24 protein-coding genes are annotated in these 22,723 nt (G+C 69.9%); 10 read left to right on the top strand and 14 right to left on the bottom strand.

Annotated elements, in window-relative coordinates:
• Positions 1 to 52 precede the first annotated feature (52 nt).
• From FL311_RS24835 to FL311_RS45315, 4 genes are all read right to left on the bottom strand, one after another.
• On the bottom strand, positions 53 to 385 hold the full coding sequence (locus FL311_RS24835) for a hypothetical protein (RefSeq protein ID WP_141328595.1): 333 nt from the start codon (positions 383 to 385) through the stop codon (positions 53 to 55).
• Between the two features lie 76 nt (positions 386 to 461).
• On the bottom strand, positions 462 to 809 hold the full coding sequence (locus tag FL311_RS24830) for a hypothetical protein (protein WP_141328593.1): 348 nt from the start codon (positions 807 to 809) through the stop codon (positions 462 to 464).
• 211 nt (positions 810 to 1,020) lie between these two features.
• Positions 1,021 to 1,302 (bottom strand): hypothetical protein, encoded by a 282-nt coding sequence (locus FL311_RS24825; protein WP_141328591.1) that lies wholly within the window; start codon positions 1,300 to 1,302, stop codon positions 1,021 to 1,023.
• A gap of 236 nt (positions 1,303 to 1,538) precedes the next feature.
• Positions 1,539 to 1,718 carry a hypothetical protein gene (locus FL311_RS45315; protein ID WP_228557053.1) on the bottom strand — a complete coding sequence of 60 codons (180 nt, stop codon included), beginning with the start codon at positions 1,716 to 1,718 and terminating at the stop codon, positions 1,539 to 1,541.
• Between the two features lie 333 nt (positions 1,719 to 2,051).
• Here FL311_RS45315 and FL311_RS45310 point away from each other — a divergent pair, with 333 nt between their 5' ends.
• Entirely contained in the window at positions 2,052 to 2,462 is a 411-nt protein-coding gene (locus tag FL311_RS45310; RefSeq protein ID WP_228557052.1) for a hypothetical protein, read from the top strand.
• 127 nt (positions 2,463 to 2,589) lie between these two features.
• Positions 2,590 to 7,695 carry a CARDB domain-containing protein gene (locus FL311_RS24815; protein WP_141328590.1) on the top strand — a complete coding sequence of 1,702 codons (5,106 nt, stop codon included), beginning with the start codon at positions 2,590 to 2,592 and terminating at the stop codon, positions 7,693 to 7,695.
• 62 nt (positions 7,696 to 7,757) lie between these two features.
• Here the strand turns inward: FL311_RS24815 and FL311_RS24810 are convergent, their stop codons facing one another.
• Positions 7,758 to 8,114 carry a putative metal-binding motif-containing protein gene (locus FL311_RS24810; protein WP_194869355.1) on the bottom strand — a complete coding sequence of 119 codons (357 nt, stop codon included), beginning with the start codon at positions 8,112 to 8,114 and terminating at the stop codon, positions 7,758 to 7,760.
• A 267-nt stretch (positions 8,115 to 8,381) separates the two neighbouring features.
• A complete protein-coding gene (locus FL311_RS24805; protein ID WP_141328586.1) occupies positions 8,382 to 9,290 on the bottom strand; it encodes a hypothetical protein in 909 nt (302 codons plus the stop codon).
• A 149-nt stretch (positions 9,291 to 9,439) separates the two neighbouring features.
• Between FL311_RS24805 and FL311_RS24800 the strand changes: the two genes are divergently transcribed.
• The 3 genes from FL311_RS24800 to FL311_RS44205 are packed head-to-tail and all read left to right on the top strand — an operon-like array spanning position 9,440 to position 10,946.
• The gene (locus FL311_RS24800; RefSeq protein WP_228557051.1) at positions 9,440 to 10,186 is read left to right on the top strand and encodes a hypothetical protein; all 747 of its coding nucleotides are present in this window, start codon (positions 9,440 to 9,442) and stop codon (positions 10,184 to 10,186) included.
• The gene (locus FL311_RS24795) at positions 10,183 to 10,572 is read left to right on the top strand and encodes a hypothetical protein (protein WP_141328584.1); all 390 of its coding nucleotides are present in this window, start codon (positions 10,183 to 10,185) and stop codon (positions 10,570 to 10,572) included. Before FL311_RS24800 ends, FL311_RS24795 begins: the two co-directional genes overlap by 4 nt.
• Entirely contained in the window at positions 10,539 to 10,946 is a 408-nt protein-coding gene (locus tag FL311_RS44205) for a tol-pal system YbgF family protein (RefSeq protein ID WP_194869354.1), read from the top strand. The genes FL311_RS24795 and FL311_RS44205 overlap by 34 nt, the downstream gene beginning before the upstream one ends.
• Before the next feature lie 21 nt (positions 10,947 to 10,967).
• On the opposite strand, the gene FL311_RS24785 is transcribed toward FL311_RS44205, so the two are convergent.
• Positions 10,968 to 12,101, bottom strand: a complete 1,134-nt coding sequence (locus FL311_RS24785; protein ID WP_141328582.1) for a hypothetical protein — start codon at positions 12,099 to 12,101, stop codon at positions 10,968 to 10,970.
• Positions 12,102 to 12,265: 164 nt separating this feature from the next.
• On the opposite strand from FL311_RS24785, the gene FL311_RS24780 reads away from it, so the two are divergent.
• Complete coding sequence (locus FL311_RS24780; protein WP_141328580.1) at positions 12,266 to 12,694, top strand: hypothetical protein; 429 nt, start codon at positions 12,266 to 12,268, stop codon at positions 12,692 to 12,694.
• 14 nt (positions 12,695 to 12,708) lie between these two features.
• On the opposite strand, the gene FL311_RS24775 is transcribed toward FL311_RS24780, so the two are convergent.
• Together FL311_RS24775 and FL311_RS24770 are read right to left on the bottom strand one after the other, a co-directional pair.
• Complete coding sequence (locus FL311_RS24775) at positions 12,709 to 13,077, bottom strand: cupin domain-containing protein (protein ID WP_141328578.1); 369 nt, start codon at positions 13,075 to 13,077, stop codon at positions 12,709 to 12,711.
• Positions 13,078 to 13,280: 203 nt separating this feature from the next.
• The gene (locus tag FL311_RS24770; RefSeq protein ID WP_046715299.1) at positions 13,281 to 13,484 is read right to left on the bottom strand and encodes a cold-shock protein; all 204 of its coding nucleotides are present in this window, start codon (positions 13,482 to 13,484) and stop codon (positions 13,281 to 13,283) included.
• 351 nt (positions 13,485 to 13,835) lie between these two features.
• Here FL311_RS24770 and FL311_RS24765 point away from each other — a divergent pair, with 351 nt between their 5' ends.
• The 4 genes from FL311_RS24765 to FL311_RS24750 are packed head-to-tail and all read left to right on the top strand — an operon-like array spanning position 13,836 to position 16,910.
• The gene (locus FL311_RS24765) at positions 13,836 to 14,339 is read left to right on the top strand and encodes a periplasmic heavy metal sensor (protein WP_141328576.1); all 504 of its coding nucleotides are present in this window, start codon (positions 13,836 to 13,838) and stop codon (positions 14,337 to 14,339) included.
• Between the two features lie 38 nt (positions 14,340 to 14,377).
• A complete protein-coding gene (locus FL311_RS24760; protein ID WP_141328574.1) occupies positions 14,378 to 14,620 on the top strand; it encodes a hypothetical protein in 243 nt (80 codons plus the stop codon).
• Between the two features lie 14 nt (positions 14,621 to 14,634).
• On the top strand, positions 14,635 to 15,315 hold the full coding sequence (locus FL311_RS24755; RefSeq protein ID WP_046715302.1) for a response regulator transcription factor: 681 nt from the start codon (positions 14,635 to 14,637) through the stop codon (positions 15,313 to 15,315).
• Positions 15,315 to 16,910, top strand: a complete 1,596-nt coding sequence (locus FL311_RS24750) for an ATP-binding protein (protein ID WP_305036167.1) — start codon at positions 15,315 to 15,317, stop codon at positions 16,908 to 16,910. Before FL311_RS24755 ends, FL311_RS24750 begins: the two co-directional genes overlap by 1 nt.
• Before the next feature lie 117 nt (positions 16,911 to 17,027).
• Here FL311_RS24750 and FL311_RS24745 read toward each other — a convergent pair whose 3' ends face one another.
• The 5 genes from FL311_RS24745 to FL311_RS24725 form a co-directional block, all read right to left on the bottom strand.
• Positions 17,028 to 17,867 carry a carboxypeptidase regulatory-like domain-containing protein gene (locus FL311_RS24745; RefSeq protein ID WP_141328572.1) on the bottom strand — a complete coding sequence of 280 codons (840 nt, stop codon included), beginning with the start codon at positions 17,865 to 17,867 and terminating at the stop codon, positions 17,028 to 17,030.
• Between the two features lie 83 nt (positions 17,868 to 17,950).
• Complete coding sequence (locus FL311_RS24740) at positions 17,951 to 18,808, bottom strand: ABC transporter permease (protein ID WP_141328570.1); 858 nt, start codon at positions 18,806 to 18,808, stop codon at positions 17,951 to 17,953.
• Positions 18,805 to 19,794 carry an ABC transporter ATP-binding protein gene (locus tag FL311_RS24735; protein WP_141328568.1) on the bottom strand — a complete coding sequence of 330 codons (990 nt, stop codon included), beginning with the start codon at positions 19,792 to 19,794 and terminating at the stop codon, positions 18,805 to 18,807. Before FL311_RS24735 ends, FL311_RS24740 begins: the two co-directional genes overlap by 4 nt.
• 31 nt (positions 19,795 to 19,825) lie before the next feature.
• Entirely contained in the window at positions 19,826 to 20,710 is an 885-nt protein-coding gene (cyoE, locus tag FL311_RS24730) for a heme o synthase (RefSeq protein ID WP_141328566.1), read from the bottom strand.
• 287 nt (positions 20,711 to 20,997) lie between these two features.
• On the bottom strand, positions 20,998 to 22,723 hold a 1,726-nt coding region (locus FL311_RS24725), incomplete at its 5' end, for a tetratricopeptide repeat protein (RefSeq protein WP_141328564.1).

Below are 22,723 nucleotides of genomic sequence, written 5' to 3'. Positions count from 1 at the left end.
GCTCCAGGAAGAGGACCTCCCCACCCCGCGATGAGCGAGGGAGCAGCCCGCCTCACTGCGCCGCCATCTCCCTGGCCACCAGGGGCGGCACGCCGTAGCGATAGTCGAAGTGGTACTTGCCCTCCGCGTCGAGGCGGAAGAGGAGCCACGTCCACGCCTCCCGCTGCCCCGCCGGCGTGTGCTCCTGCAAGGTTTGCAGCGCCTCCAGCGCCTCCAGCGTCAGGTCCACGTCGGTCCGCTGTTCGTGCAGGAAGCAATGGGCGATGTACTTCTCGGACGTCTCCCCACCCCACGCGTAGCGCTCGTAGTGCACCTCGACGCGCTCCCAGGGCTGGGGCACGGACTCCAACAGCGCTTCGATGAACTGCTCCTGCAGCTCCAGCATGGCCGCTCCTGTCGTCCGCGCACGGCAAGGTCCGTGCTCGACGATAGTCGGTGCACGGAGGCCAGGGGGCGCACTGTCAGGAGCCGCCGCAGCGGATCTGCAGCGGATGGCTCTCCAGCACCATGCACTCGCCGGAGCTGCACGTGAACAGGTCGCAGATGGCCGGGGACTGGACGCAGCGGATGTCACGGCCCGCCCCCAGGTCGAACCAGGCACAGGCGTAGCCCTCCGGACAGGTGAGCTCGACGCCCTCGCACTCCGGCCCCAGGACCTGGTCACCCTTCAACGACAAGGGGGAGTGGGAGGACGGGGGCGGCTCGCCTTCGGGGCCACGACAGCCGGCCAGGAACACCACCGCCACGAGCCACGTCCATCCCGGAACAGACCTGCCCGGCACCCTCGAGAGACCCTTGCTCGACGTCATGCGCGTCGCGAAAGCAAGACAGACGCCAGCAACGAACTCCGGCCAGAAGCCGCTGCCCTCGTCCGGAGCGCACCACGAACGTCACGTGGCTTCGCGTCCGGCCACGTGGAAATCCACGGCCCCCGCCAGCCCCTCTCAGTTTTCCGAGGCACCACGACGTCGAGGACCCGCCCCCGGAGCCCAGCGGCCCCGAGGGCGGAGCCGCGACCGCTCATTCGCAGAGGAAGGCGTACTCGTCGGAGTACTGCGTCACCACGCCGGACTGGGTGATGTAGCCCAGGCAGTCCCCATGCACCGCGCCCGCCCACCGCGTCTTCGCGGCGTCGTGGTAGTACGTCCGGTGGAAGCCCTGACGCCCCCCACCCGGCTGCTCGGAGCGCTGCTCCACCGAGGCCGTGGTCTCCGGGGCAACACCTTCCTCCATCTCGGCCGGTCCACCACAAGCGCCGAGCAGCAACGCGGAGAATCCAATCACCCAACGAGACAGCGTCATCCGGGGCCCCTTGTCGTGAGAACTGTGTCGAAGTTGCAGTAACAACGATATCGAGCCCAGGTCCGCCCCGTCTACCCGGAGAGGGCCGTGAAACACGGGTGAACCGTGGCCGAACGGACTGTTTCAAGCGAGGGCGCGACCTACACTGGGGCCACTCCACCCTGTCCTCGGATTCGCTCGCACATGAAGCCCACCGTCGGTGACATCTTCGTCGTCTACACCCCTCGGCTCGCGGCCTACACCGCGGTGCAGGTCACGGCGTTGAAGCAGGAGGGGAAGGACGAGCTGGCCTGTGTGCTGTCCCTGGATTGGGTGGGGCCCGAGCTCCCGGACGCGGCGGCGGTGGCGGCGATGAAGCCCATCGTCTTCAACTTCTTCTTCTGGAAGGAGCACCACGTCCACGTCTGGGCGCCCATCGACGTGCCGCATGGCTACGTGCACGTGGGCAACCGGCCGCCGCTGCTCACGGAGAAGAGCGTCAGCTACAGCAACTGGCCCACGGGCCGCTTCACCTTCAGCCAGCGCCGTTGGGAGGCCATTCCCCAGGCGACCCGGGACCTCTTCAAGCAGACCCTCGCCAAGGAGGACCGCAGCGAGCTGGTGACGCTGGGCGGCCTGGAGCTGCGCCGCACGACGCAGCGGCTCGACACGGACCGGCTCCGCGCCGTCTCCGACCTGGCGGTGTTCGAGGCACTGCCCATCCTGACGTCGGTCAACGCGGATGCACCTGTCACAGGATTGTCGTGGATGTGTCGGTGCGACAGCCGCGCAAGCCCGAGTGGCTGGCGGAGAACCTGGACAATCCCTTCCGCCACTGGGACGGCGAGGACAACATCCCCCCGGCCAAGGCGAAGAAGGCGGCGGCGCTGTATCGCCAGGCGCGCTCGGCCGCGCTCGCGGCCACCCCCCAGCACGGCGGCTCACCGTCCGCGCTCGTCTCCGCGCTCACCCCCATCGTCAAGGACTACACCGAGGGCTTCAACAAGCTGGATGCGCGCCACGCCTTCATCTTCACCGTGGAGCGAGAGCACATCCACGACGCGCTGATGGGCATCCTCGACGCCGTGGATGAGAAGCTGCGGGCCGCCAGCAACGCGTCCGTCGTCCCCCTGGACCGCGACGCGCTCGTGGCGGTGATGGACTCGGTTCGCGACTTCTAGCGGGTCCTGGCACCCGCCCTGTTCTCCATGTTTTTCTGTCTTTTCACCTTGGACGCCGCGCACGTAATGGGAGACACGCCCTGGAAGGCCTCGGGGCACCCCATCCGTCGCGGCAAAGGGAGACGACATGAAGAGGGCAGCATGGAGAACGACCGCCAGCAGCGGTCTGCTGATGCTGGGTTTGATGCTCACAGGGAGCACCGGCTGTTCCGGCGGTGATGGGGCGTCACCAGCGACCCACCTGGGCGCCAGCACGGGCTCCCTGGTGAATGGACCGGACCTGGTCATCACCGCCATGGTGGTGCCGCCGAGCTTCCGCGCCAGCAACTACCCCTACTCGCAGGCGCCGAAGGCGAAGGTCACCGTCTGCAACCAGGGCACCTCCCACAGCAGTTCCACGGAGGTGGGCTTCTACATCTCCATGGATGATGTGCTGACGTCCCGGGGGCCCAGCGCGCCGCCTGTCCCCGTCACGGACCAGACGCAGGTGGGCAACGCCTACGTGCCGGACCTGTATCCCAGTCAGTGCGCCACGCTCACCACGGACCTCTGGCCCCACCTGCCGCCGGACGCCAATGGCCTCCAGGGGGCCTACTACTTCGGCGCCATCGTCGATGAGTTCGAGAACGTGGCGGAGACGCGCGAGGACAACAACGCGTTCATCCACGGCCTCGTCGGCTTCGGCGACAAGTCGGACCTCGTCGTCACCGCCATGAAGGTGCCGCCCAGCCTCCGCATCGGCTGGAGTCCTTCGTCGCAGCCCGTGACGGGCACGGTGACGGTGTGCAACCAGGGCACGCAGGACAGCGGGTCGACGCAGGTGCGGCTGTACCTGTCCATGGATGACGTGCTGACGGCGATGGGGCCCAACGCGCCGCCCAATCCGCCCATGGACCAGTCGCCGCTGGGCTTCGTCCCCGTGCCCTCGCTCTTCGCCGGACGCTGCGCCACGGTGTCCACCCAGCTCACGCCCCAGCTGCCTCCGGACGCACAGGGCAACAACGGCGCGTACTACGTGGGCGCCATCGTCGACGAGGACGCGAACGTCCAGGAGCTGCGCGAGGACAACAACGCGTTCATCCACGGCCTCGTCGGCGCCGGCAACGGGTCCGACCTGGTCATCACCGGCATGGTGGTGCCGCCCAGTCTGCACAACAGCGGATACCCTTCGTCGCAGCAGCCCAAGGGCTCCGTGACGGTGTGCAACCAGGGCACGCAGCCCAGCGGGCCGACGCAGGTCCGGCTCTATCTCTCCATGGACGACGTGCTGACCGCCATGGGCCCCAGCGCGCCGCCGCAGCCCGTCACGGACCAGGCGCCGCTCGGACATGCTCCGGTGCCCTCGCTCTTCCCCTCACAGTGCTCCACCGTCTCCACGAACCTCTCGCCCGCGCTGCCTCCGGCGGCCCAGGGCCTCGAGGGCGCGTACTACGTCGGCGGCATCGTCGATGAGCAGGAAGACGAGCAGGAGCTGCGCGAGGACAACAACGCGTTCATCCACGGCCTCGTCGGCTTCGGAGTCCAGGCGGACCTGGTCATCACCCGCATGGAGGTGCCACCCAGCCTGCGCGGCAACAGCTACCCCTCCTCGTCGGCCCCGAAGGCGAAGGTCACCGTCTGCAACCAGGGCACCTCCCACAGCGACGCCACGGAGGTCCGGCTCTACATCTCCATGGACGACCAGCTGACCTCCATGGGCTCCGGCATGCCGCCCTATCCCGTCACCGACCAGGTGTACGCAGGCAGCGCCTGGGTGCCGAACCTCTACCCCACCCAGTGCATCACCGCCGCCGCCGACATCTGGGGCAACCGGCCTCCGGGCGCGCAGGGCCAGGACGGCGCGTTCTTCATCGGCGCCATCGTCGACGAGTACGAGAACGTCCAGGAGCTGCGCGAGGACAACAACATGTTCATCCACGGCCTCGTCGGCATCGGCGACAAGCCGGACCTCGTCGTCACCGCGATGACGGTGCCGCCCAGCCTCCGCACCGGCTGGTATCCTTCGTCGCAGCCCGCGACGGGCACGGTGACGGTGTGCAACCAGGGCACGCAGGACAGCGGGTCGACGCAGGTGCGGCTGTACCTGTCCATGGATGACGTGCTGACGGCGATGGGCCCCAACGCGCCGCCCTATCCGCCCATGGACCAGTCGCCGCTGGGCTTCGTCCCCGTGCCCTCGCTCTTCCCCGGGCGCTGCGCCACGGTGTCCACCCAGCTCATGCCCCATCTGCCTCCGGATGCCTCCTACACGGACAGCACCTTCTACGTCGGCGCCATCGTCGACGAGGACACGAACGTCCAGGAGCTGCGCGAGGACAACAACACGTTCGTCCACGGCCTCGTCGGCGTCGGCAACGGGTCCGACCTGGTCATCACCGGCATGGTGGTGCCGCCGAGCCTCCGCTCCCAGAGCTACCCGTCCCCGCAACCCCAGACAGGCTCGGTGACGGTGTGCAACCAGGGCACGCAGGACAGCGGGTCGACGCAGGTGCGGCTGTACCTGTCCGTCGATGACACGCTGACGGCCATGGGGCCCAATCCGCCACCCTATCCGCCGATGGACCAGTCCACGCTGGGCTTCGCCACCGTGCCCTCGCTCTACCCCGGACGCTGCGCCACCCTGTCCACCCCGCTCGCGGCCTCGCTGCCTCCGGCGGCCCAGGGCCTCGAGGGCGCGTACTACGTCGGCGGCATCGTCGACGAGCAGGACGACGAGCAGGAGCTGCGCGAGGACAACAACGCGTTCATCCACGGCCTCGTCGGCTTCGGGAACAAGTCCGACCTGGTCATCACCCGCATGGAGGTGCCGCCCAGCCTGAACACCAGCGGCTACCCCTCCTCGCAGCCCCCGAAGGCGAAGGTCACCGTCTGCAACCAGGGCACCTCCCACAGCGACTCCACGGAGGTCCGGCTCTACATCTCCATGGACGACCAGCTGACGCCCATGGGCCCCAGCATGCCACCCTACCCTGTCATGGACCAGGCGTACGCGGGCAGCGCCTGGGTGCCAAACCTCTACCCCACCCAGTGCATCACCGCCTCCGCTGACATCTGGCCCAACCGGCCTCTGGATGCGCAGGGCCAGGACGGCGCGTTCTTCATCGGCGCCATCGTCGACGAGTACGAGAACGTCCAGGAGCTGCGCGAGGACAACAACGCGTTCATCCACGGCCTCGTCGGCATCGGCGGCAAGCCGGACCTCGTCGTCACCGCCATGAAGGTGCCGCCCAGCCTCCGCACCGGCTGGTCTCCCTCGTCGCAGCCCGCGACGGGCACGGTGACGGTCTGCAACCAGGGCACGCAGAACAGCACGTCGACGCAGGTGCGGCTGTATCTGTCCATGGATGACGTACTGACGGCGATGGGCCCCAACTCGCCGCCCTATCCGCCCATGGACCAGTCGCCGCTGGGCTTCGTCCCCGTGCCCTCGCTCTTCCCCGGGCACTGCGCCACGATGTCCACCCAGCTCACGCCCCAGCTGCCTCCGGACGCGCAGGGCAACAGCGGCGCGTACTACGTGGGCGCCATCGTCGACGAGGACGCGAACGTCCAGGAGCTGCGCGAGGACAACAACACGTTCATCCATGGCCTCGTCGGTGTCGGCAATGGGTCCGACCTGGTCATCACCGGCATGGTGGTGCCGCCCAGCCTCCGGAACGGTCCTGCTTCTTCCGTGTCGGCCTCGGTGACGGTGTGCAACCAGGGCACGCAGGACAGCGGGTCGACGCAGGTCCGGCTCTACCTCTCCATGGATGACACGCTGACCGCCATGGGACCCAACACGCCGCCCTACCCCGTCATGGACCAGGCGCCGCTCGGAATGGCCCCGGTGCCTTCGCTCTTCGCCGGACGCTGCGCCACCGTGAATGTCCCGCTCTCCTCCGCGATGCCTCCGGCGGCGCAGGGCCTCGAGGGCGCGTACTACGTCGGCGGCATCGTCGATGAGCAGGACGACGAGCAGGAGCTGCGCGAGGACAACAACGCGTTCATCCACGGCCTCATCGGTGTCGGCAACAGGGCCGACCTGGTCATCACCGGCATGGTGGTGCCGCCCAGCCTGCGCACCAGCGGCCCCTCCTCGCCGACCCCGACGGCCTCGGTGACGGTCTGCAACCAGGGCACCTCCCTGAGCGACTCCACGGAGGTCCGGTTCTACATCTCCATGGACGACCAGCTGACCTCCATGGGCCCCAGCATGCCGCCCTATCCCGTCACCGACCAGATGTACGCGGGCAGCGCCTGGGTGCCGAACCTGGCCTCCGGCCACTGCACCACCGTCACCACGGACATCTGGCCCAACCGGCCTCCGGACGCGCAGGGCCAGGACGGCGCGTTCTTCATCGGCGCCATCGTCGACGAGTACGAGAACGTCCAGGAGCTGCGCGAGGACAACAACACGTTCATCCATGGCCTCGTCGGCATCGGCAGCAAGGCGGATCTCGTCATCACCGGCATGAGCGTGCCGCCGAGCTTCCGGTTGGATGGGCCCCCTGCGCAGAACGTGACGGGCACGGTGACGGTGTGCAACCAGGGCACGGAGGTCAGCACGTCGAGCCACGTGCAGCTGTACCTGTCCATGGACGACGCGCTGACGGCGATGGGCGCCAACTCGCCGCCCTATCCGCCGATGGACCAGTCTCCGCTGGGCTACGTCCCCGTGCCCTCGCTCCTCCCTGGGAACTGCACCACGGTGCCCACGCAGCTCACGCCCCACCTGCCTCCGGACGCCTACAACACCGAGGGCGCCTACTACGTGGGCGCCATCGTCGACGAGGACGCGAACGTCCAGGAGCTGCGCGAGGACAACAACATCTTCATCAAGGGGCTCGTGGGCGTCGGCAACAAGGCGGACCTGGTGGTCACCGCGCTGACGGGTCCCTCCTTCGTCCGGATGGGGAACTCCTTCACCGCCACGGTGACGGTCTGCAACCAGGGCACCCAGCCCAGCGACCCGAGCAGCGTGCACCTCTATACCTCGCTCGGCACGGTGCTCACCCCGGACTCGGTGCAGCCCGCGCCGGACCAGGCCCTCCTCGGGGTCGCGAACCTCAACTCGCTGAACCCGAACAGCTGCAGCACCCAGCCGCTGACCGTGTCGGCCACCCTCCCGCCCGGCGCGATGGGACTGGCCGGCGCCTACCACCTGGGCGCATTCGTGGATGCCACCGAGTCACTGCACGAGCTGCGTGAGGACAACAACACCCGCGTCACCGGGCTCATCGTCACCCCGTAGCCCGCGGCCTTGAAGCACCGCCGGGCATCCCACGACACGGGATGCCCGGCGGAGGGTCTCACTCAGGGCTCATGGCACAAGGGGTCGCCATTGCACGGGTTGGGATTGGGGTTCGTCGGCCCGCCGCAGTACGGGGCGATGTAGCCATCACAGTTGTTGTCGATGGTATCCAGGCAGGACTCCGGCTGGCCCGGGTTGATGGCCGCATTGCTGTCGTGGCAGTCGATGCCGTTGTTCGTGTAGCCCTCCGGACGGTTGCACGCGTACTGCCAGTGGCCACCGTGCCCGTAGCCATCCCCGTCCTGGTAGCGAGTGGTACGCCCCCGCCGCGACCCGCGCCACCGACTGCCCGCCCGCGAGCGAACCGCGCTGGGTCCGCGACTCCGACTCCGACGCGTCGATGGGCAGCGTCTCGCCACAACCCATCCCCAATGCCAACAAGGCCGCCCGACACCAGCGGAACCCTGGGGGTCCTGCTGCCACTGTCTGCCTTTCAAGAGCGCCACTCCTGACACACCTCGGCCTTCCTCCCGAGACCGGGGTATCCGTGGGAGAATCAAGACATGGGAGGGCCGGTGACCGTAACCCAAGCATCAACAATGAAACACGGGTGAGCCGTGACACCCGAGCCAGGTGTCAGTCCCCCAGTTCCGAATGACCCGGTGTGGAAGGAGCGCCGAGGCGCGCTACTGGGCGGAGAGGACTTCCGCCGGGATGGGCTCCAGCGGCACCATGACGAAGCGCTGCGCGGAGTCCACGGAGACCACGCCCTTGGCGATGGTGGCCATCTCCCCCGCGACGCGGTGCCAGCGGCCCTCCTCGACGAGGAACTCGCCGCGCCCCACATAGGACATCTCCATGGTGGCGGGGATGGGTCTGGCCAGCGCGGGGTTATCGTAGCGGCCGGCGTGGCGCTCCGCGACGGTGAAGTCGATGACGGCCACCGTGGTGCCCTCGGCCTCGCGCTCCAGGGACACCAGCTCCACACGGTTGATGGCGTCGCTCTCGCCGTTCCAGTGCTTCCCCATGTCGACCAGGTCGGCGCTGTGGGTCCACACGTCGCCCACGGACACGGGGCGCGACGGCAGCTCCACCATGAAGGCCACCAGGTTGCGGTGCTCGCGCTTCAAGTCGCTGGTGACCAACCCCGAGGGCGTGAGGGTGGCCCGAATCTGCACGCCGCCCTCCATGGCCTTCAGCTGCCGGGCCAGCTCCTTGGACTCCTTCGACGCGCGCTTCGTCTTGGGAATCTCCATCTTCGTCACCACCACCCGCGCGGCCACGTCACCCGAGGGCTTCGGAGACAGCACGAGCGCCATGGCGGACTGGGTCGGCTGCGCCATCTCGAACAGCTTCTTGCGCTTGCCGGCGGGCTCGCCCCGCAGCCGCACGCCGGAGATGTCCACCTTCATGGTGCTCGACTTCGGGGACATCGTGTCCATCGTGTACGAATAGCCGAGCGAGGACGGCGGCACCTTCCAGCGGAGCGTCACCGGCGCGCTCCCCGCGGTCGGGGACGCCGCGACGGCCCACCCTGGCACCAGCATGGACAGGGCGACCAGCAACGTGACGCGGCACTCCAGAGACCTGGGCATGACACCATCATCAAGCGTGCGCGGGTGTTTTCGATAGCCCCGCCCGCCACGAGCCTCGCCGCCGTCTGGCACTGGCATTGCTTTATCGTGAGGGGCGCGGTCCCGTGGCCACGCTCGCCCGTCAATCCCCCATCCCGCATGAGGCCTCAATGCCACGCCGTGGCAGTCTCGCCGCCCTGCTCCTGCTCCTGGGCCTGGCCGTGTCGTGTCCGCTCCAGCCGACGCCCCCACTCGCCCCCCGCGTCGTCCTGTGGGCGTGGGAGCGCCCCGAGGACTTGAGCTTCCTCGCGAATCCCTCCGTCGAGGTGTCCGTCCTCCTGGCGACGCTGGAGCTGCGCGCGTCGCGATGGCGCACCCACTCGCGCCAACAGCCCATCCGGCTTCCGGCCGGCAAGCGCCCTCGCGGCACCATCCGCCTGGAGATGCGCGACGGCGCCTCACTGGCGCACTACTCGCCCGCCCAGCTGCGCGGGGTGGCCCAGCGCCTGGTCGACCTGGCCCGCGCCCGGGACGTGTCCATGCTCCAGATCGACTTCGACGCCCGCGAGTCGGAGCAGGCGGCGTATCTGGCGTTGCTGCGCCAGACGCGCGAGCTGCTGGGCGCCTCGCGTCCCTTGTCCATCACCGGGCTCGCCTCGTGGTGCACGCGGGGGAGCTGGTTGGAGCAGGCCCCCGTGGACGAGGTCGTCCCCCAGCTGTTCCGCATGGGCCCGGAGGGGCCCACGTGGCGCGCCCGGTTCGCGCGCGGCGGCGCGGCGCCGTGTGGCCGAAGCGTGGGCCTCGCGCTCGACGAGCGACACCGCGCGCCCTCCGGCGTGGACACGCTCTACCTCTTCAACCCCCGCCCCTGGACGTCGGAGTCGCTCGCCCAGGCCCTGAAGGACCTGACGCCATGAAGCCCCTCCTCGCGCTCTGCCTGTGGCTCCTCCTGTTGTGGCCCGCCGCTCCGGCCGAGGCATGTGGTCCCGGGGGTGATCAGGCCAGCATGTACTCGCATCCCGACGCCCCCTTCGAGCGCTTCGCCGCGGGGCACCTGGAGATGCTCGCGGGCACACACCACCCCATGCACCTCGCCTATGCGTGGCGTTGGATGATGGGGGTGCCCACCACGCCCGAGGAACAGCGCGCGGTGGTGGACACCTGGAAGCGCATGGAAGGCGAGCTGGAGCGCGGTGACACCTCGAAGGAGCAGGGGGTCTGGAACGAGGCCAGGTCGCTGGCCCTGCACTCCCTTGGCCTGGACTCCGCATGGGGCTGCCCGTGCTCTCGGTCACCCTGGTGACCGACCCGAGGCGCATCTGGCACCCCGGCCTCACCACCTTCGCCTCCGGGAAGGACAACTGGTGGTGCACGCTGTACCCGGTGCAGGCGACACCGTTCTCCTTCGTGAGTGAGGAGGAGCGCGTGACGGCGGTCTCGGAATGGCAACGGATTGTCGAGGCGGGGAGCGCAGTGGTGTACTTCTCGAAGGTCGCGCTCGCCTGGGCCAAGGAGCACCCGAAGGACCCTCGCTCGCCCATCGCCCTGTACCGCGCCGTGCGCGCCAGCAAGCGGGTCTGCAACCAGAACACCCCCGAGGCCATGGCCGCCTTCCGCCATCTGCACCGGCACTACGGCAAGAGCACCTGGGCCCAGCAGGTGCCCTATGTCTATTAGCGCCCCGTCACGGCCGGTCCGTCACTGAATCGTGGAGTTGGTGACGGTGATGGGCGTGTCCGAGTGATTCGAAATCTGGGGGTGCGTCACGTACCAGGAGCCGCCCAGGTTGTTCTGGATGACCGAGCGGTCGATGCGGATGTCGCCCGAGTGGTCATTGCTGACGAAGAAGATGGCGCTGCCGTGCGCGTTGACCTCGTTGTGCTCGATTCGCGTGCCGCACAGGGACAGCGTCATCCTGTTGCCGTCGTTGTAGATGGCGCCGCCGCTGCCGCCACCCGGCGTCCCCGGGCGCGAGGGATTGGCGCCGTTGCCGATGGCCCGGTTGTGGGAGAACAGGCTGTTGATGACGGTCCATGACACCCCGATGCTGCTGATGCCGCCGCCGTTCGAGCAGCCCCCTCCATAGCCCGCCTTGCCTCCGAAGGTCGTGTTCACCACGTACACGGGCAGGTCATTGTACTGGTCGAACACACGGAGCGCGGCGCCGCCCACGTCGGGGCCGACATCCGCGCACGCGTTGTTGAAGAAGCGGGAGTTGATGACCTTCACGCGGCCACCGCGAACCCAGACCGCGCCGCCGCCGTCGAACTCCGTCTCGCTCTTGGAGCTGGCGTCGATGAAGGTGAGGTTCTGGAGCGTCAGCCGGGGGTGGTCCTGGTTGTCGCAGTGCGCGGTGGTCCAGACCTGATTCCTGTCACAGGTGTTCATGTACAGGATGCGGTGCCGGCCCGCGCCGCTGAGCGTCACCAATCCCTTTCCGTCGATGACGATGTCCGGCCCCTTGTCGTTGAAGACCTTCGCCGTCCGGTCGAGCGTGAGCGTCACCGGCTCCGGCCCACAGTCGAAGGTGATGACGCCGCCCTTGGCCACGGCGTCGATGAAGGCGGCGCTCGTGCAGCTCGCGGGCGTGCCCGTGCCGACGACGGTGGTGGGCCTGGAGACATCCGCGAGCCCCGCCTCCGCGGGCACGCCGCAGGTGGCCTCCGCGTTCGGGTTGCCGGCCGGGGGGCCGTCCTTGGGATTGGTCAGCGGGTTTGGGACATCCACGCCGGGCGAGTCGTCGCTCGAGCAGCCCGGCGCGACGATGAGCGCGAAGCTCAAGCCGAGCACCGCGGTGCGAGAAGACCATCGATGACGCCTCTTCGGATGCATGGGGTCTCCAGGTGGCGGTTGGGGGGCCACGCCTCGGCTCGAGGATACAATCCTTGGAACCGTTACGGCGCGAGGACCCATGCGCATCCTCTCCCTCCTGGAGCAGCACCTCCGAAGAAGCGGTGCACGACCAGGAAGCGAGGCTGCTTCCGAATAGACAGAGGATGCCCCTCTCGCGCCGAGTCCTCACCGCCTGCGTGCCGCTGCTCTGCGCGGGCTGCGTCACGCCCTACCAGCCGATGACGGGCTCGGGCGGCTATCACGACATGGAGGTGGCCCCGGGCGTCATCCAGATTGAGGTGCGCGGCAATCCGCAGACACACCTGGGCACGCTGCAGGGCTACTTCCACCGGCGGGCCGCGGAGCTCTGTGAGGGGCGCGAGTACGACTGGTCCTTCGACACGGGGAGCCAGGGCGGGCCACTCCTTTTCGTCGGGAAGAGCTCCAGTACGTCCATCATCGTCACGGATTCTCCCGTGAACCGGCGGCACTGGGTGAAGGGCACCATCCAGTGCCGCGACGCCGCGCGGGCGACCTCGGACGTCGCGCTGGAGGCGGCGGTGCCTCTCGAGGAGGCCCCGCCCAAGCCCTGAGCCCCGCCGCTCCGTCACGCCTTCGCGGGCTTCTGCTCGCGCGCGCCCTCGTCGCGGCCGTGCACGGCGGCCGGAGGGCTGGTGGCCTCCACCGCGGAGAAGGTCTCCAGAATCGTGTACGTGTGGCTGGCGCCGCGCGGCACGAGCCACGAGTCACCCGGGTTGAGCAGGATGAGCTGCCCCTCCAGGTGCAGCTCCGCGCGGCCCTTCAGCACGAAGCCCACCGTCTCGTAGTCACGCGGCGCGGCGGGCTTGGGCTCCCCTGGCGGCTCGTCCTCCCACAGCCGCATGGACAGCCGCACGCCGGAGGCCAGGTACTTCTGCCCCATCTCCCCCCGGGGCGAGTGCCGGCTCTCCACCTTCTTCACGCTGGTATCCCCCATGGCTCGCGTCCCCTTCGCCCTCGGGCGTCTGGCGGCGGATGCGCCGCGCGTTCCCGTCGAAGGTAAGCCCCGACGCCCGGCCCGACGCGGCTGGCGCCCACGCCCGCCTGCCCCGCGGCCCTGAGCCCGCAAAGACGAAGGCCCAGCCTCCCCATGGGAAGACCGGGCCTCGGGCTCACTCAAGGGTGGCCAGGATGACGCGATTAGCCCGCCGCGCGGACGTTCTGGGCCTGCAGCCCCTTGGGGCCACGGGTCACCTCGAACTCCACCTTCTGCCCCTCCTGCAGGGTGCGGAAGCCATCCATGTTGATGGCGGTGTGGTGGCAGAACACGTCCTCACCGCTGTCCTGCGCGATGAAGCCGAAACCCTTGGCGTCGTTGAACCACTTCACAGTACCGAATGCCATGTGACCTTCTTCTTTCTGCTAGACGGCGACCCGGGACCAGCCGGACCGCCAGTGCGGGGCGGACATCGCTCCGACACTGAAGCGAGAATCTACCTCAAGGACCGTTTTGTCCACCCGACCCCCACCCAGCGGGCAGGCGGTCGTCGGCCAGAGGACAATCCCAGGGGCTGAAAATCGCTCCAGAGGTCAACAGGCCACAGTCGCCCCTTCATCCCGGGACGGTGCGAAAGCGCTTCACGTTTCTTCACGGGGCCCCGGGCGTTGGCTTCACACCCGCCCTCTACCTTCCTGCCCATCCAAGACGGAAGCGCGCCATCCCGGCCCGCTCCGCTGGGAAGGAGCAGGACCTTCATGTTCGGATTTCTGTTTGGCTCGGCCTGTCTGGCCGGCCTCATCTACACCGTGCGGGGTGGCCGCGGCTGGCGCCACCATGGACCTCGTCGTGGGGGTCGCTTCGGCTGGCGGATGCGCCTGCGCTGGCTGTTCGAGCGGCTGGAGACCTCTCCGGGCCAGGAGAAGGTCATCGTCCAGGCGACCGAGGAGCTCACCGAGGCCTTCGACAAGCTGCGTGACGAGGTGCGCCCCAGCCGCGCCGCCATCGGCACCGCGCTCAGGGGGGAGCACTTCGACGGCGCCGCGCTGCGGGAGCTGTTCGCGCGCCACGACGTCGCGGTGGAGAACGCGCGCAAGACGCTCCAGGGCGCGCTGTCGCAGGTGCATGAGGCGCTGGACCCGCGCCAGCGCCGGGAGCTGGCGGACCTGCTCGAGCACGGCTGGGGCCATGGCCACGGGTGGCACGGGCGCCGCTGCGGCGGGCACCGGGGCTGGCGAGGCGATGACCACCCGATGGTCTGAAACCCTTTCACACACACGAATCGAGGAACCCCATGTTCATGATGCGACCCCGCCGCGGCATCCTCATCGTCGTCCTCACCCTGGGAGTCATCGGAGGCTTCATCTCCGGCTTCCAGAGCCTCTCGCGCCACCACGGTCCCTGTCGCGGCGACAGGGGCGCGGAGCGCTGGGGACGTCGAGCGCCTGCGGCCAACGGGCCCGAGTGCCCCCCGGACGCCACCGCGACCGCCGGCTCGCCGTCCTCCACCACGACCCAGGCTCCAGCGCCCGGGCCGCGTTAGTATCGACTCCGTCCATGTCCACACGCGTCCTGCTCATCGACGATGACACCCGCATGTATGAACTGCTCGCGCAGTACCTCGGGCAGAACGGCGTCAGTGTGACGCATGCCCCGGATGGGGGGCGGGGGCTCGCCGCGCTGGAGGCCAGTGCCTACGACGCGGTGCTGCTGGACGTGATGATGCCGGGCATGGACGGCCTGGAGGTGTGCAAGCGCATCCGCGCCAAGAGCCGCATCCCCGTCGTCATGCTCACCGCCAAGGGTGACGAGACGGACCGCGTGGTGGGGTTGGAGCTGGGCGCGGACGATTATCTTCCCAAGCCCTTCAGTCCCCGGGAGCTGCTGGCGCGCTTGAGGGCGGTGCTGCGGCGCTCGCAGCCGTCGGCGGTGGCGGACCGGTTGGAGGCGGGCGGATTGTCCATCGACGTGGCCGGACGCGAGGTGCGAGCGGAGGGCAAGCTGGTGGACCTGACGGGGCTGGAGTTCGACCTGCTGGTGGCGCTGGTGCGCCGCGCGGGGCGCGTCATCCCCCGGGACGCGCTGCTGGGTGAGGCGGGGCGCAGCGACACGGTGGTGGGCGAGCGCACGGTGGACGTGCACATCTCCCACTTGCGACAGAAGCTCGGCGACATCGGCACGCGGCTCATCAAGACGGTGCGTGGCGTGGGCTACGTCTTCGCCAAAGAGGGCCTCTGATGGGCCGCCGGGACGACAAGGGTGGCAAGGGCGAGCCGAGGCGCTCGTCTCCGTGGCGCCGCGACGACTGCGGCCCGTGGGACTTGAGCTGCGAGGAGGCCGAGGAGTTCTCACGCTGGCTCCACCGCGAGGTGGAGGAGGCCCGGGCCCAGGGACAAGGTGGACAGTGGGCGAACGACGACTCCTCGTCGGACAAGCGTCCGGGCTGGGGACGACGTTCCGGGGGTTGGGGGAAGCATCCCCGGCACGAGCACATCGAGCGGTGGCGGCGACACCATCAGGCGCGCTGGAGTCACTGGCGCATGAGCCGGTTGGGCCACTTCGTGCGTTCCCGGCTGCACCGGCGCCTGTTCATGTGGTTCGGGCTGACCATCTCGCTGACGGGCCTGGTGGTGGGGCTGGTGTTCAACATCGTCGGAGGCACCACCTGGAAGCAGGAGATGGTCCGGCTCAAGAACTTCGCGAGCCACCGCTTCGAGGAGGTCTGGGACGAGCCCGCGCGCAGGGAGGCGCTGGCGCAGTCCGTGGCGCGGGACCTGGACATCGACGTGGAGCTGAAGGACGCGTCGGGCAAGCTGCTCGTGCTGGCCGGAGGGCTGTGCAACAGCACCGAGATGTCCCTCCCGGTGGTGCGCGGAGACACCACGCTGGGGCAGGTGCGGCTGTGCTACGGGAGCGAGCGCGCCAAGAACAAGATGAAGTTGATCCTCCCGCTGGTCGCCGCGTGCCTCATGCTGTGGATGGCCTCGGGGAAGATGGCGCGCAGGCTGGCCAAGCCCGTGGATGCGCTGGTGCAGGCCACCAAGGCGCTGGGCGCCGGACGGCTCGACGCTCGCGCCGAGGTCCTCCCCCACGCGACGGGTGAGTTCACCGTGCTGGCGGTCGCCTTCAACGACATGGCCGGGCGCATCGAGAAGCAGGTGGCGGACCAGCGCGAGCTGCTCGCGGCGGTGTCGCACGAGCTGCGCACGCCGCTGGCGCGGATGCGCGTGCTGACGGAGCTGTTGCGCGACGGCGGCGGGAATCCCAAGACGCTGGACCAGGTGGACCGCGAGGTGGTGGAGCTGGACGCGCTGGTGGGCGAGCTGCTGGCGAGCTCGCGGCTGGACTTCGGACAGCTCACGCCCCGGGTACTGGATGGGCGCACGCTGGCGAGTCAGGCGCTGGAGCGCGCGGGGCTGCCGCCCGAGCTGCTCGACTCGGAGCTGCCGGAGGCGGTGCTGGTGGGCGACGCGACGCTGCTGGGGCGCGCGCTGGCCAACCTGCTGGACAACGCGCGCAAGCACGGCGGCGGCGCGAGCACGCTGCGGGTGGAGGAGCGCGAGGAGGACATGTGCTTCTGCGTGGAGGACCGGGGTCCGGGGCTCCTCCAGGGTGAGGAGGAGCGCATCTTCCAGCCCTTCTACCGGAAGGACCGGGGCGGAGAGGCCCGCGAGGCGGGCTCACTGGGCCTGGGGCTCGCGCTGGTGCAGCGCATCGCGAAGGCCCACGGCGGCGAGACGTTCGCGGAGAACCGCGAGGGCGGCGGCGCGCGCGTGGGCTTCACGGTGAAGAAGGCGGGGCCGCCGGGCTCGCTGGAGCAGCCCGCGGCGTAGGCGGGGCCTCCTCGCGAACGTGGCGAGGAGCCCTTTCCATCGAAGCGCACACCGCGTCGTGCGCGAGGCCCGCGCCGCGAGGGGCCTTCCGTCTCGCGGAAGGCGCCCCTGTCAGCCCTACTTCTTCGCGGACGCGTCCTCGGCGGTGAACGTGAAGGCGACGGTGGCCGGCGCGTCGTCCTTCACCGTGACTTCGGCGCTCTTGGTGCCGAACGTCTCGTGCCACGCCTCCAGGGTGTACGTGCCCGCGGGCAGGCCCTGGATGGCGAAGGTGCCGTCCTCGCCCGTGGTGGCGAAGAACGGGTTCGGGTTGCTCACCACGAACGCGGTCATCCACGGGTGCACGTCACACTTGAGCTTCAGCACGTCATCCGCGGCGGGCACGGACTTCTGCACCGGCGCGCCCGAGGGCGGCTGGGCCACGTTGAAGGCCGACTTGGTGCCCACCACGCCGCGCACGTTGTGCAGCGTGCCGTCGCTGTTCTTGAAGACGACGGGCTGCCCCGCCACCGCGCCCTGCACCCGCGGCACGTAGGTGCACTTCGACTGGTCCACCACCACCGGCTCGCTCGGCACCGTGGAGGCCCCCGGCACGGCGCCTCGCACGCGCACCAGCACGTTGCGCAGCTTGCCGTCCTTCACCAGCACCGCCTCGTCCTTCGACGCCCGCCCCTCACAGGCAGGGTCCGCGCTGGGCGGCAGGTCCGCCGCGACGGGCGCCGTGCCCGTGAAGGTCACCGTGCCCTTCACCTCGCCCTTGCCCACGGGGACGTTCGTCGTCTGCCCCGGCGCCTGGATGGGCGTGGCTGCGTGCGGCGCCTTCTCCTCGGGCGCGCGAGCCGCCTGGGCGGGCGCGGCGGGCGGAGGCGTGGCCGGGGCCTCCTCCTTCTTGCAAGCGGGCAGGGCCAACAGCCCCGCGGCTCCCAGCATCGACAGGCCGAGCGTGCGCAGCGTCATGTGCAATCTCCTCGGTGAACCGGTACTTCGTCCGCGCTCCCTCGTAGTCAAAGGACGCCGACCTGTCCAACGGCCCGTCCGCGCTATTCGCGCCGACTGACGCTCACCGCCGCCAGCCCCAGGAACACCGCCGCGAACGCCAGCAGCACCGGCACCTCCCAGCCCGCGCCGGACAGGGGCGAGCCCACCGCCACGGACGCCTCGGCGCCGTACAGCGCGCGCCGCACGCCCTCCACGGAGAAGCGCATCGGGTTGAGCACCATCACCCACGACAGCCAGGTGTCCGCGCCCTTGAGCGGGAACATGGCCCCGGACAGCACCCACATGGGCAGCATCACGATGCTCATCACCGCGTGGTAGCCCGCGCTCGAGCGCACCCACCACGCCAGCGACATGCCCATGCCCGTCAGCGCCAGCGCCGACAGCACCATCACCGCCACGAGCAGCGGCAGGTCCAGGGTGGCCGCGCTCACGCCGGCGAGCGGCGCCAGCAGCAGGAACAAGGACGCCTGCATCAGGGCAATCGCGGACGAGCCCAGCGCCTTGCCCAGCACCACCGCCAGCCGGGAGCCCGGCCCCGCGAGCACCGCCTGGAGGAAGCCCTCACGGCGGTCCTCGATGACGGTAATCGTGGCGAAGATGGCGCTGAACAACAGCACCATGGTGACGACGCCCGGGAAGAAGAACTGCTGGTAGCCCAGCCCCCGCGCGCCCTCGACGCGGAACGAGCCCGCGAAGCCCGAGCCGATGACGAACCAGAACAGGATGGGCTGCGCCAGCGCGCCCACCACGCGGCTGGGTTGACGGAAGAAGCGCACCACGTCGCGCGCCATCAGCACCCGCACCGTCGCCCACTGCAGCGCCAGCGTGCCCGGCGCGCCCGGTGCCCGCGCGTCCTCGGCCACGGGGGGCGGCTGCGCGGTGGAAACCTCGGCGTTCATCGGCGTCTCCTCGGCGCGGCCTCCACGGCCGGCACGTCGGCGCCCAGCGCGCGCCCGGTGAGCTGCAGGAACACATCCGCCAACGTGGGGCGGCGCAGCGCGACGGACGTCATCCGTCCCGCCGGGAAGGACTCCACCAACCGGGGCACCAGCGCGTGGCCCTGCCGGGCCTCCACCTGCACCCGCCCCTCCACCACCTTCGCGTCCACGCCCAGCTTCTCGCGGACCTCCCGGGCCAGCGTCTCCGGCTCGGGCGCCTCCACCGTGAGGAGGTCCCCGCCCATGCGCGCGACCAGCGCGGCCGGCGTGTCACACGCGACCAGCTTCCCCGCGTCGAGCACCGCCAGCCGGTCGCAGACCTCGGCCTCGTCGGCCCGGTGCGTGGTGAGCAACACCGTCAGCCCCTCCGCGTCGCGCAGCCGCTTCAGGTGCGCCCAGAAGGTGCGGAAGGCGGCCTCGTCCAGGCCCTGCGTGGGCTCGTCCATCAGCACCACGCGGGGCTGGTGCACCAGCGCCCGGGCCAGCTCCAGCCGGCGGCGCATGCCCCCGGACCACGTGCCCACCCGCTCGTCGCCCCGGTCCAACAGGCCGATGAGCCCCAGCATGGACTCCACGCGCTCGCGGGCCCGCTCGCCCGTCAGCCCGTACAGCCGCGCCCCGAGCATCAGGTTCTCCCGCGCGGTGAGCAGGTCATCCAGGCTGCCGCGCTGGAAGATGATGCCCATCTGCCGGCGCAGCGCCGGGTCGCTCAGGGACAGCTCGCGGCCGGCGAAGCGCACCTGGCCCGCGTCAGGCGCGAGCAGGCCCGCCAGGATCTGGAAGGTGGTGGACTTGCCGGCGCCGTTGGGGCCCAACAGGCCCAGGATTTCGCCGGGCCGCACCGACAGCGTGAGGCCGTCCACGGCCACGCGGTCCTTGAAGCGTCGGGTCAGCCCCTCGAGGTGGAGCAGCGCGGGTGGAGGGGTGTGAACCGAGGTATCAGGCATGGGCGGGCTTTCCGCCGGCTGCCCCGCGCGCCTAGCCGCGGGGAACGCGGTCCAGGCTCAGCGCCGCGAACAATCCGGTGAGGTAGATCAACGAGAAGATGAACGTCTGGCGCGCCCAGGGCTTCCCCAGCCGGCGGAAGAACCCCCACGCCCCCACGCCCAGGAAGCTCAGCCCCAGGCCCACCGCGGCCGCCAGGTACCAGGAGCCGGCGATGTGGAGCTGGAAGGGCAAGAGCGTCATGGGCACCAGCGCCACCAGGTAGAGGACGATCTGCGCGCGGCTGGACTCGTCGCCGCGCTCAATCGGCACGGACTTGAGGCCCGCCGCCGCGTACTCCTCCTTGCGGAACAGGGCGATGGCGATGAAGTGCGGCATCTGCCACAGGAAGAGGATGGCGAAGAGCGCGAAGCCGCCCGCGTCGATGCGGTCCGTCACCGCCGTCCAGCCCATCAGCGGGGGCAGCGCGCCGGGGACGGCGCCCACCAGCATGGCCGCCGAGGTGCGCGCCTTGAGCGGCGTGTACGCCAGCACGTAGCTGAGCAGCGCGAGCAGCCCCAGCGCCGCCGTCAGGAGGTTGGCGCCCAGGGCCAGCGCCGGCAGGGACACCGCCGCCAGGGAGATGCCGAACCACAGCGCCACCGCCGGCTCCATGCGTCCGGAGGGCAGCGGCCGGCTCTGCGTGCGCGCCATGAACTTGTCGCTGTGGCGCTCCCAGTAGCAGTTGAGCGCGTTGGCCGCGCCCACCGTGCCGGCCGTGGCCAGCAGCGTCACCAGGGCATGGCCCGTGGACAGGGGACCTGGGGCCAGCCACATGCCGCCGGCCGTGGTGATGAGGACCAGGCTGGAGAGCCGGGGCTTCATCAGGGAGATCAGGTCGGACGCGGTCGTCGACACGGACTCGGCACGCGCGCTCAAGCGGACTCCAGGGGAGAGCGTGACAGGGACGCTGCCGACGCGGGAACCGCCCTCCCATACAGGCACCACCGGGGGGTGGGCAAGGACACGTCACCACGACGCGCCGGCCACGAACGGCCGCCCGCCCGGCGCCACACCGTGGCTCGGGCTCGCGTCCTCGTGTCTTGGAGGGTTCGGGAAGGCAAACACCCGGGGCATAGCCCCACTCGCGGAGGCCATCAACCCGGGTGACCGGGGCCGTGCGCGCCCTGCTGGCCGCGCGCATCAGCCCCACTTGTCCGACCTGCTCAGCCCCCGGTGAGGGTGCGCGCCGCGGTGGCGTGCTCGCCGCTCGGCTCGCGCTTGAGGTACTCCTGCGCCAGCATCTTCGCCTTGGGCCCCTGCTTGGCGTCCTTGGAGAGCAGCGTGGCGTAGAAGTAGTAGGCCGGGGAGAAGGCCTCGTCGGCGTTGAGGGCGCGCTGGTACGTCTCGTCCGCCTTCGCCGCGTCGCCCTTGCCCTGGTAGACGCGCGCCAGCTCCGTGAGGGCAATCGCCGAGCGCTCGGGCTGGCCGACGAACTCCTGGCTCGCCTTCTCCAGCTGCGTCTGCGCGTTGGTCCAGTCGGAGCGCTCGCGGTAGATGGCGCCCATGGCCAGGCGGGCCTCGGGGTTCTTCGCCTTGGGGTCCTTCACCGCGCGCTCGTACTGCTTGAGGGCCTCATCCAGCTTGCCCTGGCGGCGGTAGGCGTTGCCCAGCATGACCACCAGCTTGGGGCTGTCGCCCATCGTCTTGAGGGCCGTCTGGAGCGCCTCGGCGGCCTCCTTCTCGCCGCCCTGCTTGCCCATCAGGGCCTTGGCCAGCTCGACGTGGAACTGCGCGCGCGAGCCGTCCACGCGGATGGCCTTGCGGATCTCCTCCGCGGCCTGGTCGAAGCTGCCCTCAGTGAGCAGCCGGCGGCCCTTGATGAGGTGCAGGTCCGGGTTCTGCTTGTCGAGCGTGAAGCCCGTCTCCTCGCTCTTGAGCATCTCCGCGCGCGCCTTCTGCGCGTCCAGCGGCACGCCCGTGGCCTCCACCAGCTTCTGCTGCATGTCCGGCTTCTCGTTGGGCAGCGACGCGGAGACGCGGCTGACCAGGAGCGAGCGCGCCAGGTGCGCGGCGGCCAGCTGACGGGGCGACGGCGGGGGCTCGGCGTCCAGCAGCTTCTTCAGCATGGACTGGACCAGGGGGTAGTTGGGCGAGTCCTGGTCGAGCATCAGGAGGGAGCGGCCCAGGAGCGACTCCGGGTGGTCCTTCTCGTAGCGCAGGGCCAGGTCGTAGTTCTTCCAGGCCGTGTTGTCCTGGCCCAGCCGGCGGTACACCGCGCCCAGGCCCGAGTAGATGCGCGGGTCGTCGGGCGCGAGCACCTGGGCGCGCTCCAGCGAGTCGCGGCCGCGGTCCAGGTCACCCGCGTTCATCTGGATGAGGCCGAGCGTCAGGTAGAGCAGCGAGCTGGAGCGCCCCTGGGCGTCCAGGCCCTTCACCGTCTCCTCCAGCTTGCCCAGGGCCTCCTTGCCCTTGCCGCCGTAGGTCTGCACCAGCGCCTCCGCGGCGATGAGGTGCGAGCTGACGTCGCCCGCCTTCATGCCCGCGGCCAGGTGCTCCTCGGCGCGGCGGCGCGCGTCGTCGCCGCCGCCGTGCTCACCCCAGCGGATGGCGTAGGCGTACGCCAGGTAGCCGTGGGCCAGGCCGGAGTCGGAGTTCACCTCCAGCGCCTTGTCGGCCGCCTCACACGCCTTCTTGTAGCTGTCGAAGGAGTCGCGCTTGAGCAGCTCCGCGGACGCCTCCAGGTGCTTCTTCAGCTCCCGGGCCACGTTGCGCGTGTGCCGCGTGTACATCATGTAGCCGGGGATGAAGAGGACCAGGGCGCCCAGCAGCGCCACCGTCACCCACTTGCCGCGTCCCCCACCCTGAGACGAATCGCGACGGCCGCGGGGCGAGTCGTCCTCGTCGTCGTCCTCCACCTCTTCCACCACCACCGGCTGGGGGCGGCGGGGC

The sequence above is a fragment of the Myxococcus sp. AB025B genome (genome assembly GCF_006518215.1).
In the GTDB taxonomy this organism is placed as follows: Bacteria; Myxococcota; Myxococcia; order Myxococcales; family Myxococcaceae; genus Myxococcus; species Myxococcus fulvus.
Note: the sequence above shows the minus strand (reverse complement) of the source record. Positions and strands in the feature narration are given on the sequence as shown.

What these genes read in the sequence shown, in the direction of transcription:
- FL311_RS24835 (WP_141328595.1), bottom strand. Translation starts at nt 385, where the DNA reads ATGCTGGAGCTGCAGGAGCAGTTCATCGAAGCGCTGTTGGAGTCCGTG.
- FL311_RS24830 (WP_141328593.1), bottom strand. Translation starts at nt 809, where the DNA reads ATGACGTCGAGCAAGGGTCTCTCGAGGGTGCCGGGCAGGTCTGTTCCG.
- FL311_RS24825 (WP_141328591.1), bottom strand. Translation starts at nt 1,302, where the DNA reads ATGACGCTGTCTCGTTGGGTGATTGGATTCTCCGCGTTGCTGCTCGGC.
- FL311_RS45315 (WP_228557053.1), bottom strand. Translation starts at nt 1,718, where the DNA reads ATGGGCGCCCAGACGTGGACGTGGTGCTCCTTCCAGAAGAAGAAGTTG.
- FL311_RS24815 (WP_141328590.1), top strand. Translation starts at nt 2,590, where the DNA reads ATGAAGAGGGCAGCATGGAGAACGACCGCCAGCAGCGGTCTGCTGATG.
- FL311_RS24805 (WP_141328586.1), bottom strand. Translation starts at nt 9,290, where the DNA reads ATGCCCAGGTCTCTGGAGTGCCGCGTCACGTTGCTGGTCGCCCTGTCC.
- FL311_RS24800 (WP_228557051.1), top strand. Translation starts at nt 9,440, where the DNA reads ATGCCACGCCGTGGCAGTCTCGCCGCCCTGCTCCTGCTCCTGGGCCTG.
- FL311_RS24795 (WP_141328584.1), top strand. Translation starts at nt 10,183, where the DNA reads ATGAAGCCCCTCCTCGCGCTCTGCCTGTGGCTCCTCCTGTTGTGGCCC.
- FL311_RS44205 (WP_194869354.1), top strand. Translation starts at nt 10,539, where the DNA reads ATGGGGCTGCCCGTGCTCTCGGTCACCCTGGTGACCGACCCGAGGCGC.
- FL311_RS24785 (WP_141328582.1), bottom strand. Translation starts at nt 12,101, where the DNA reads ATGCATCCGAAGAGGCGTCATCGATGGTCTTCTCGCACCGCGGTGCTC.
- FL311_RS24780 (WP_141328580.1), top strand. Translation starts at nt 12,266, where the DNA reads ATGCCCCTCTCGCGCCGAGTCCTCACCGCCTGCGTGCCGCTGCTCTGC.
- FL311_RS24775 (WP_141328578.1), bottom strand. Translation starts at nt 13,077, where the DNA reads ATGGGGGATACCAGCGTGAAGAAGGTGGAGAGCCGGCACTCGCCCCGG.
- FL311_RS24770 (WP_046715299.1), bottom strand. Translation starts at nt 13,484, where the DNA reads ATGGCATTCGGTACTGTGAAGTGGTTCAACGACGCCAAGGGTTTCGGC.
- FL311_RS24765 (WP_141328576.1), top strand. Translation starts at nt 13,836, where the DNA reads ATGTTCGGATTTCTGTTTGGCTCGGCCTGTCTGGCCGGCCTCATCTAC.
- FL311_RS24760 (WP_141328574.1), top strand. Translation starts at nt 14,378, where the DNA reads ATGATGCGACCCCGCCGCGGCATCCTCATCGTCGTCCTCACCCTGGGA.
- FL311_RS24755 (WP_046715302.1), top strand. Translation starts at nt 14,635, where the DNA reads ATGTCCACACGCGTCCTGCTCATCGACGATGACACCCGCATGTATGAA.
- FL311_RS24750 (WP_305036167.1), top strand. Translation starts at nt 15,315, where the DNA reads ATGGGCCGCCGGGACGACAAGGGTGGCAAGGGCGAGCCGAGGCGCTCG.
- FL311_RS24745 (WP_141328572.1), bottom strand. Translation starts at nt 17,867, where the DNA reads ATGACGCTGCGCACGCTCGGCCTGTCGATGCTGGGAGCCGCGGGGCTG.
- FL311_RS24740 (WP_141328570.1), bottom strand. Translation starts at nt 18,808, where the DNA reads ATGAACGCCGAGGTTTCCACCGCGCAGCCGCCCCCCGTGGCCGAGGAC.
- FL311_RS24735 (WP_141328568.1), bottom strand. Translation starts at nt 19,794, where the DNA reads ATGCCTGATACCTCGGTTCACACCCCTCCACCCGCGCTGCTCCACCTC.